Origin of the sequence: Streptomyces sp. NPDC056480, from assembly GCF_042795405.1 — a bacterium.
Classification (GTDB): Bacteria; Actinomycetota; Actinomycetes; order Streptomycetales; family Streptomycetaceae; genus Streptomyces.
On record NZ_JBHTSA010000207.1, the window covers coordinates 1 to 7,353 of the forward strand.

Annotated in this window: 6 protein-coding genes; 3 read left to right on the top strand and 3 right to left on the bottom strand. The window is 72.9% G+C overall.

From position 1 onward, the window contains the following. Positions 1 to 33 precede the first annotated feature (33 nt). On the bottom strand, positions 34 to 870 hold the full coding sequence (locus ACFQ79_RS39590) for an inositol monophosphatase family protein (RefSeq protein WP_383593003.1): 837 nt from the start codon (positions 868 to 870) through the stop codon (positions 34 to 36). A 47-nt stretch (positions 871 to 917) separates the two neighbouring features. Next, positions 918 to 2,045 (bottom strand): ferrochelatase, encoded by a 1,128-nt coding sequence (locus ACFQ79_RS39595; RefSeq protein WP_383592987.1) that lies wholly within the window; start codon positions 2,043 to 2,045, stop codon positions 918 to 920. A gap of 270 nt (positions 2,046 to 2,315) precedes the next feature. Here ACFQ79_RS39595 and ACFQ79_RS39600 point away from each other — a divergent pair, with 270 nt between their 5' ends. Both ACFQ79_RS39600 and ACFQ79_RS39605 read left to right on the top strand, forming a co-directional pair. Continuing rightward, positions 2,316 to 3,578 carry an MFS transporter gene (locus ACFQ79_RS39600; protein ID WP_383592991.1) on the top strand — a complete coding sequence of 421 codons (1,263 nt, stop codon included), beginning with the start codon at positions 2,316 to 2,318 and terminating at the stop codon, positions 3,576 to 3,578. Continuing rightward, a complete protein-coding gene (locus ACFQ79_RS39605; RefSeq protein ID WP_383592994.1) occupies positions 3,517 to 4,857 on the top strand; it encodes a D-arabinono-1,4-lactone oxidase in 1,341 nt (446 codons plus the stop codon). Before ACFQ79_RS39600 ends, ACFQ79_RS39605 begins: the two co-directional genes overlap by 62 nt. Before the next feature lie 3 nt (positions 4,858 to 4,860). Here ACFQ79_RS39605 and ACFQ79_RS39610 read toward each other — a convergent pair whose 3' ends face one another. Then, positions 4,861 to 5,769 carry a hypothetical protein gene (locus ACFQ79_RS39610; protein WP_383592997.1) on the bottom strand — a complete coding sequence of 303 codons (909 nt, stop codon included), beginning with the start codon at positions 5,767 to 5,769 and terminating at the stop codon, positions 4,861 to 4,863. A 497-nt stretch (positions 5,770 to 6,266) separates the two neighbouring features. Between ACFQ79_RS39610 and sepH the strand changes: the two genes are divergently transcribed. Further along, positions 6,267 to 7,304, top strand: a complete 1,038-nt coding sequence (gene sepH, locus ACFQ79_RS39615) for a septation protein SepH (protein WP_383593000.1) — start codon at positions 6,267 to 6,269, stop codon at positions 7,302 to 7,304. Positions 7,305 to 7,353: the final 49 nt, after the last annotated feature.

The window sequence follows — 7,353 nt, forward strand, 5'->3', positions numbered from 1 at the left end:
GCCGTTCCCGGCACCGGGGCCCTCACGCGTCCGTCAGTCGTGCCAGGCGCCCAGTTCCTCCAGGATCACCTGGAGGGGCTCGAAGAGGCCGGGAGGGGCCGCCAGGGCCAGTTCGCCGGACTCCGGCTCCCCCGGGCGGCCGCCGGTCAGCGCGCCCGCCTCGCGGGCGATCAGGGCGCCCGCGGCGAGGTCCCAGGGGTTGAGGCCCCGCTCGTAGTAGGCGTCCAGGCGGCCGGCGGCGACGTCGCAGAGGTCGATGGCGGCGGAGCCGCCGCGGCGGATGTCGCGGACGCGGGGGATCACCTGCCGGGCGACATCGGCCTGGTGGGCCCGCCGGGCCTGGACGTATCCGAAGCCGGTGCCGAGGAGCGCCTGGTCGAGCGGGGGCGAGGGGCGGACCGCGAGGCGCCGCTCGTCCGCCCGGGCACCACCGTCGGCCCGGGCGCCGCCGTCGGCGTACGCGCCGCCGCCGAGGACCGCCCGGTAGGTCTCGCCGCGCATCGGGGCCTCGACGACGCCGACCACGGTCTCGCCGTCCCGTTCGGCGGCGATCGAGACCGCCCAGGTGGGCAGTCCGTAGAGGTAGTTCACGGTGCCGTCGAGCGGGTCGATCACCCAGCGGACCCCGCTGGTGCCGGGGCTCGACGCGCCCTCCTCGCCGAGGAAGCCGTCCTGCGGGCGGTGGTCGGCGAGGAAGCCGGTGATCAGCTTCTCGGCGGCGATGTCCATCTCGGTGACGACGTCGATGGGGCTCGTCTTGGTCTTCGCCACGGCCAGGTCGTCCGGCCTGCCGTCGCGCAGCAGCGCTCCGGCCCGCCGTGCGGCCTCCAGGGCGAGGTCGAGCAGTTCGGTGAGCAGCGGGTCGGTCACGTCGGTCCCTTCGGTCACGTCGTCGGGCATCTCGGTCACGGGGTTCCTCACGCGTACGGGCTGTCGGCGCCGGCCGCCGCCGGGCGCTCCGCCCTGGCCGGGCAGCAACCGATCGGGCACAGGTCGTGGGAAGGGCCGAGGGCGCCCAGCGCGCACCGCTCGAACCGGGCCCCCCGCTCGTGTGCGGCCCGCTCCAGGAGGAGTTCGCGGACGGCGGCGGCGAAGCGCGGGTCGGCGCCGACGGTGGCCGAGCGCCGGACGGGCAGGCCGAGTTCGGCGGCCTTGGCCGTGGCCTCGGTGTCGAGGTCGTAGAGGACCTCCATGTGGTCGGAGACGAAGCCGATGGGGACCATGACGGCCGCGGGCACACCGGCGCCGTGCAGTGCCTCCAGGTGGTCGCAGATGTCGGGCTCGAGCCACGGGATGTGGGGGGCGCCGCTGCGGGACTGGTAGACGAGCTCCCAGGGGTGGTCGTTGCCGGTCCGCTCGCGGACGGCGTCGGCGATCACCCGGGCGACGTCGAGGTGCTGGCGGACGTAGGCGCCGCCTTCGCCGTGCTCGGTGACCGGTCCCGAGGAGTCGGCGGCGGAGTCGGGGATGGAGTGGGTGGTGAAGGCGAGGTGGGCGCCGGCGCGGACGGACGGGTCGAGTTCGGCGAGAGAGGCGAGGACGCCCTCGACCATGGGTTCGACGAATCCGGGGTGGTTGAAGTAGTGCCGGAGCTTGTCGACCCGGGGCAGCGGGAGCCCCTCCGCTTCGAGGGTGGCGAGCGCGTCGGCGAGGTTCTCGCGGTACTGGCGGCAGCCGGAGTAGGAGGCGTACGCGCTGGTCGTGAGGACGGCGATATGACGTCGGCCGTCGGTGATCATCTCGCGGAGGGTGTCGGTGAGGTACGGGGCCCAGTTCCGGTTTCCCCAGTGGACGGGGATGGTCAGGCCGGCGCCCGCGAAGTCCGTCCGCAGCGCGTCGAGGAGCGCGCGGTTCTGTTCGTTGATCGGGGAGACGCCGCCGAAGAGGAAGTAGTGCTGCCCCACTTCCTTGAGCCGTTCCTTCGGGATGCCTCGGCCGCGCGTCACGTTCTCCAGGAACGGGACCACGTCGTCCGGGCCCTCGGGGCCGCCGAACGAGAGCAGCAGCAGGGCGTCGTACGGGGCGGGATCGTGCTGATCGGACATGGCACCGATCCTCCCACCCGTCCCGGGTGCGGAACGGCGCGGCCCGTCCGACGCCGCCCGACCGGCGGTCTCGTGCCGCGGTCGTGCCCTGCGTCCGGCGGTCGCGCCCGGCGTCCGGCGGTCCCGCCGGACGAGCGCGGGCCCGTCCCGCGCTCGTCCGAAAAAGGGGGATGACCCATCGACTTCAACACCGTAGGCTTTAGCTATTAATTACACGTGTTGAGTCGTCGTGCGGAGCCCGCTCCGAAGCACGGAGATCCGGAGAACCTCTTGCCCAGTCCCTACCGCGCGATCTTCAAGGCGCCCGGCACCGCGTCGTTCTCCGTCGCAGGCTTCCTCGGCCGGATGCCGCTGTCCATGATGGGCATCGGCATCGTGACCATGATTTCGCAGGTCACCGGCCGGTACGGGCTCGCCGGCGCCCTCTCGGCGGCGCTCGCGATGTCCGCCGCGGTCCTCGGCCCCCTGTTCTCCCGGCTCGTCGACCGGCACGGCCAGCGCCGGGTGCTCCGCCCGGTGACCCTGGTCTCGCTCGTGGCCGCCGCGGGCCTGCTCCTCTGCGTGCAGCAGCAGGCCCCCGACTGGACGCTCTTCGTGTTCACGGCCGTGATCGGCTGTGTGCCGAGCGTCGGCGCGATGACCCGGGCCCGCTGGGCGGAGATCTACCGGGGCGACGAGCGGCGCCTCCACACGGCGTACTCCTGGGAGTCGATCGTCGACGAGGTGTGCTTCATCTTCGGCCCGATCCTCTCCATCGGCCTTTCGACGACCTGGTTCCCCGAGGCCGGTCCGCTGTTCGCCGGGGTGTTCCTCACCGTCGGCGTCTTCTGGCTGACCTCGCAGCGCGCCACCGAGCCGGTTCCGCACCCCCATGAGGGCGGCAGGACCGCTTCCGCGCTCCGCTCCCCCGGCCTGCAGGTCCTGGCCCTCGCGTTCGTCGCCACCGGGGCCATCTTCGGCTCGGTCGACGTGGTCACCGTGGCCTTCGCCGAGGAGCAGGGCCACAAGGCCGCCGCCAGTCTCGTCCTGGCCGTCTACGCGCTGGGTTCCGGTCTGGCCGGCGCCGTCTTCGGACTGCTCCACCTCAAGGGCGACCCGTCCCGCCGCTGGCTCCTGGGCATCTGCGCGATGGCCGTGAGTATGATCCCCCTCCTACTGGCCGGGAACCTGCCGTTGCTGGCCGTGGCGCTCTTTGTCGCGGGCCTGTCCATCGCACCGACGATGGTGACCACCATGGCCCTCGTCGAAGCGCACGTACCGCGCACCAAGCTGACCGAGGGCATGACCTGGACGGGTACCGGCCTCGCGATCGGCGTGGCGCTCGGCTCCTCGGCCGCCGGCTGGGTGGTCGACGCGTCGGGGGCCGAGGCGGGGTACGTGGCGCCCGTCGTCTCGGGTGCGCTCGCGGTCGCGGTGGGTCTCCTCGGACACCGCCGGCTGAGCAGGCCGGCGCCGAACCGGGAGGGGCAGCGTGAGCGGGACGACAACAGCGGGGTCGGGCAGCACCAGGACGGCGGACAGCCCGTGGCGTAACTGGGCGGGGAACGTCACCTCCCGCCCCGTGCGGGAGGTGAGCCCGGCCTCGGCCGAGGAGCTCGCCGAGGCGGTGCGCCGGGCGGCCGAGGACGGGCTGCGGGTGAAGACGGTCGGCACCGGCCACTCCTTCACCTCGATCGCGGCCACCGACGGCGTCCTCATCCGGCCCGGTCTGCTGACCGGGATCCGGCGGATCGACCGCGAGTCGATGACCGTGACGGTCGAGTCGGGCACCCCGCTCAAGCGGCTCAACGTGGCGCTGGCCAGGGAGGGCCTGTCGCTCACGAACATGGGCGACATCATGGAGCAGACCGTCGCCGGCGCCACCTCCACCGGGACGCACGGCACGGGCCGCGACTCGGCCTCGATCGCCGCGCAGATCCGCGAGCTGGAGCTGGTGACGGCCTCGGGCGAGCTGCTCACCTGCTCGGAGAAGGAGAATCCGGAGGTCTTCGCGGCCGCCCGGATCGGACTCGGCGCCCTCGGCGTGGTCACGGCGATCACCTTCGCGGTCGAGCCGGTCTTCCTGCTCACCGCGCGCGAGGAGCCGATGACCTTCGACCGGGTCACCTCGGAGTTCGACGCGCTGCACGCGGAGAACGAGCACTTCGAGTTCTACTGGTTCCCCCACACGGACAACTGCAACACCAAGCGCAACAACCGCAGCGCGGGCCCCGCCGCTCCCCCCGGCCGGGTCAGCGGCTGGATCGAGGACGAGCTGCTCTCCAACGGGCTCTTCCAGGTGGCGTGCTCGCTGGGCAAGGCGGTGCCGCCGGCCATTCCCTCGATCGCCAGGCTCTCCAGCCGGGCGCTGTCGGCCCGTACGTACACCGACATCCCGTACAAGGTCTTCACCTCGCCGCGCCGGGTGCGCTTCCTGGAGATGGAGTACGCGCTTCCGCGCGAGGCGGCGGTGGCCGCGCTGCGCGAGCTCAAGGCCATGGTCGAGCGCTCGCCGCTCAAGGTGAGCTTCCCGGTGGAGGTGCGGACGGCCCCGGCGGACGACATCGCGCTGTCCACGGCCTCGGGCCGGGAGACCGCGTACATCGCCGTCCACCTCTACAGGGGAACGCCCCACCGCGCGTACTTCACGGCGGTGGAGCGCATCATGACGGCGCACGGGGGACGCCCCCACTGGGGCAAGGTCCACACCCGTGACGCCGCCTACCTCTCCGGGGTCTACCCGCGCTTCGCCGAGTTCACAGCGCTGCGGGACAGGCTCGACCCGGACCGGCTCTTCGCCAACGACTATCTGCGCCGGGTCCTGGGCGACTGACGGTCACTCGGCTCCCACAGCGGTTCCGTCCCCGGCTCCCGCCGGGGTCGGCGCCGTCGGGGTCTCCGGCGTGACCGTCCCGGTGGTCGGTTCCCGCGTCGGGGCGGTCGGCTCCGTCGTCGGAGCCGTGGGGGTCGGGGTGGGCGTCGGCTCGCCGCCGGTCGACTCGGAGGGCGTCGGCTCCGGCGAGGGGGTCGCGGTGCCGTTCCGCCCGCCGTCCTGGTCGCCCGGGGTCGGGGTGGCGCCCGTCGAGGGGCTGCCGGCGCCGTCGTCGGGACGCCCGGTGCCGTCGGCGGATCCGGAGGGCGCGGTCGAGGGGTGCTCGTCCCCGGCCGGCGGTGCCTCCTGGCCCGAACCGCCACCGCCCCGGACGACGGATCCGAACGTGGTGGTGCCCTGCTTGCCGCTGAAGTCCTGCCCCGAGACGAGTTCATAGGCGGTGATGCCGCCCATGGTGACGCCGAAGACGAGCGCGGCGGCGATCGCCGGGCGCTTCCAGCCGCGGACCCGGGTGCCGTGGGTGGTCGCCGTGCCGAACTCCTCGTCGAGACCATCGGCGTACGGGGCGGGTGCCCGGACCGTGCCCAGCATCAGGGTGTGGTCGTCGTTCCGCGGCCCCGGGGCGAGCGGCACCTGACGGGCCCTCGGCTTGGCGGCGACCGTCGCGTCGCGCACCTGCTCGCCGGTGCGCCGGAAGAGGTGCTGGAAGAGCGGACCGCCGCAGGTGGCGATGACACTGATCACACCGGCGCCGAGGATCGTGCCGTACACGCCGAGGGTGGAGGCGAGTTTGGCGGCGATGACCGCGGCCAGGGCGCTGCCCGAGACCTGAGCCACGCTCAGGTCGATCCTCCGCTTCCCGCTCTCCGTCTCCTCCCGCTCGTCCGAGTCGGTATCCGGCCTGTGACGCATCTCCAACCCCTGATCCAGCCCCTGATGGCTCATCTGTTCGCCTTGCACCCAGAAGGGACAAATGGGCGAAGGGAATAGTTCCGTTTCTGCTCTTTCTGTGAAGAGCGACACGTAAGGGGGAAGATCGCGGAGACTCAACTCCCGTACCGCCCGCAAAGTTGGGCGGCGCGCCGGTCCACCCAGGTGGCCCGAATGGAGTACATTGACGAACCCTGGGTCCGGACGCCCTCACGGGTGCCCGGGATCAAGGGGAGGGGGCCGGACACGGCGCTCGACCGGCGGCGCGGCGGCATCGCACGGGAACCGACTGCACAGAGTGACCGCCTGTCACTCCGGGTAGCCAACAGGTAACCGTGTCATAACGGCGTCCCAGGGTCCACGCCCGACACGCCGGGCAACTCGGCAAGGTAGTGGCAGGCTGCACCCGGGCAGGCCACACTCGACTAGCGGAAGCAGCGACGCACGTGACGTCGGCAGGCACCACCCGGGAGGTCCCCATGCCCGAACTGCGTGTCGTGGCCGTCTCCAACGACGGCACACGACTGGTGCTGAAGGCTGCTGACAGCACGGAGTACACACTTCCGATCGACGAGCGGCTTCGCGCCGCCGTGCGCAACGACCGCGCGCGCCTCGGCCAGATCGAGATCGAGGTGGAGAGCCACCTCCGCCCCCGCGACATCCAGGCACGGATACGAGCCGGTGCCTCCGCGGAGGAGGTCGCCCAGATGGCCGGGATCCCCGTCGACCGCGTACGCCGCTTCGAGGGCCCCGTACTCGCCGAGCGCGCCTTCATGGCGGAGCGGGCCCGCAAGACCCCGGTCCGCAGGCCCGGCGAGAACAGCGGTCCCCAGCTCGGCGAGGCGGTGCAGGAGCGGCTGCTGCTGCGCGGCGCCGAGAAGGACACCGTGCAGTGGGACTCCTGGCGCCGCGACGACGGCACCTGGGAGGTGCTGCTCGTCTACCGCGTCGCCGGCGAGGTCCACACGGCCAGCTGGACGTACGACCCGCCCCGGCGGCTCGTCCAGGCCGTGGACGACGAGGCCCGTGCCCTGATCGGCGAGACGGACGACACGATCGCCGCCGCGCCGGAGCCGAGCTTCCCGTTCGTGCCGCGCATCGCCCGGCTGCCCCGGGACAGGCCGCTCGACCGCGCCCTTGACCGTCAGCTCGACCACCGCCAGCTGGAGCGGGCGTCCGCGTCCGCCGAGCCGGAGGACGAGCGGGACTCCCTGACGAGCCTCCTGGAGGCCGTGCCGAGCTTCCGCGGCGACATGGTCGTGCCCGAGCAGCCGGACTCGTCGGAGCCCTCGGAAGAGGCCGAGGCGGAGGAGCCGCCGGCCCCGGCGGCTTCGGCGGGCGCCGGTTCCGCGTACGCCGACGTCCTCATGCCGCGCGCGGTCTCGGGCCACCGGGACCGGCTCACCGGCACCACCGACCGGCAGGCCGAGGCGGACGGCGTCCGCCCGGGCCGCCGCGCGGCGGTGCCGAGCTGGGACGAGATCGTCTTCGGCACCCGCAGGAAGAAGCAGGACTGACGGCCGCAGCCGCTGTCGTACGAGAAGCGGGCCCGCGCCGGATCGGCGC